General features: G+C 36.2%; 1 protein-coding gene and 1 pseudogene. Both read right to left on the bottom strand.

What is annotated here, in order from left to right; all coding sequences use genetic code 11:
• Positions 1-823: pseudogene (locus tag AB4Y90_RS17720) on the bottom strand (hypothetical protein); the annotation flags it as partial.
• Between the two features lie 24 nt (positions 824-847).
• A partial coding sequence (locus AB4Y90_RS17715) for a baseplate J/gp47 family protein (RefSeq protein WP_441558886.1) occupies positions 848-1,996 on the bottom strand: 1,149 nt, incomplete at its 5' end.

Below are 1,996 nucleotides of genomic sequence, written 5' to 3'. Positions count from 1 at the left end.
CTATAAAACCGTTTTCCAAAAGTGGTCCTTCAAAAATCTGATCTGTGGTAAGACCTTTTTCGAGCATTTGTTTTAATGAATAAAAATGCACTTCAGGAGACAGGTAATGATTGATTGCTCTTGTTACTTTGGCATGCACCAACTCTTCATCAGCTTTATTTACAAGACCAATTCGTGCACAAACAGCTACTTTCTGGGTTTCTACCTGCTTAATTTCTGCCAAATCTTCACAAAGACTTCTGTTGGCGTGATAACGGTCTAATATTATAGAATTGACATTAGATTTTTCGCATTCACTGCCTTCTTCATCAATATCTTCGGCATAGTCTACATAAAGATCATACATTCCTCTTACATCGAAATCTTTAGTCTTTTTTCCGATCGGCTTAAAATCTAATTTCCCGGTTTCGCAATCAACGAATAATTTTTCAGTTTTCGGAACCAGCCAGCAATTACGGATGGGTCTTTTATGCCCTGAAACCATGTTGATATCGATGAATAATTTTCTGTAATCAAGCTCTGTTAAAGGTCTTGAAGGTAAAATTTCTGTAGCTTTTAAAAACTGGTTATGAATATCTTTCTGTGAATCTTCAGAAGCCAGAATGTCTTCCATATTCAGATTCATTCTCATCCCAAGATCTGTGATGGCGTAACTTAAAACTTCAAGAGTGGTGATACCGGGATCATGCGAATTGTAATCGGTCCAAAGTTTTCCGCCCAATTTTTCGATGTATTCAATACCTGTTTTTCGTAGAAAGTGAAAATCTGTCTGATCTTCAGTTTCTATATTTTTTGATATACTAATATGCTTATTTTCTGACATGATTATGTTTTCTTCTGTTTATTATTAAATACATACCTGATCTGTAATGCTCACTTTATGTTGTTTGGCAGAAACCAGAATCGATTTTGGGTCTACCTCGATGAGCGCCTGTTTTTGCAAAACATTATTCACCAATATTTTTACCTCGTCGATATAATCTATGTAATGCAGCTGCTCCAGATAAGAAACAAGCTGGTTAACATTCAGCACCACATTAAAATCAATATCTTTAGCGTCTGTAAAAGCCCAAGGAGAAATATATTTTTTGATATCTTCGTCTAATTGCTTCAGGTAAAATGTTTCATCATATTTATCAAACAACTTCACTTGTGCTTCTACTTTTGCTTCTTTGTAATTCGGATTAATTACCTGAGCATCAACCTGCATTGTATTTAATTCGTTTACATAATTTTGAATTCTGTTCAGGGTAGCCCGGCTTACTCTTGGCTGGTAAATATCAAAAGCATTTTTATTTTTAATATCGGGAACCACCATCAAGGTTACATTACCCGGAGCCATATAAGATTTTTCGGAAGTATGATTTAAGCATTTTACTTTAAAAACCTCAGGAAACTCCTGTAAAACCAGCTGCTCATAATCCCATTGTGTGATTGCTCTGTGCTTATGTCTCAATCTTTCGCTTACCCTTCTGTAAAACTCGGTATCTGTTTCCTTATATTTGCCGTCAAAAGAATTGTAAGGCTGGGTAAGAGATTTTACCTGCGGCACTCTTGTGATCAGTTTAGAAATGGTATTGGCTTCTAAACCGTTGTTTAAATGAGACAGGTCATTATTCTGATCCTGGAATGTTGCCAAAACAGCCTGAGTATAAATGCCCTGAATTTTACATACCGCATCATAGCTTCTTTTCGATTTTGCCCTGATCCAGACCAATCCGTCAGTAAATCTTGTATGACTGGTATTGATGTCTTTTGAAATTTTAAACTTTACAATCCCTGATTCTAAAAATTTTCTGGTTTCGTTTTGTAATATATTACCCGAAAGATCGATCCAGGTATTTCCGGAAAGGATGCTCCATTCTATAAATTCTTTTTCTCTGAAAGTATCTGCCAAAGGGTTTTCGCTTCCTTCCAGCATTTGGATCAGTAGTGAAACCGTTGTTTGCGGCACTGCATCAAGACCGATGTATAATTCGCCTCCGTTTTCGTGCAG

It is taken from the genome of Chryseobacterium sp. 2TAF14 (assembly GCF_052115105.1).
Taxonomy (GTDB): Bacteria; Bacteroidota; Bacteroidia; order Flavobacteriales; family Weeksellaceae; genus Chryseobacterium.
The sequence above is the reverse complement of the archived record's forward strand: the minus strand, read 5'-3'. Positions and strand labels throughout refer to the sequence as shown.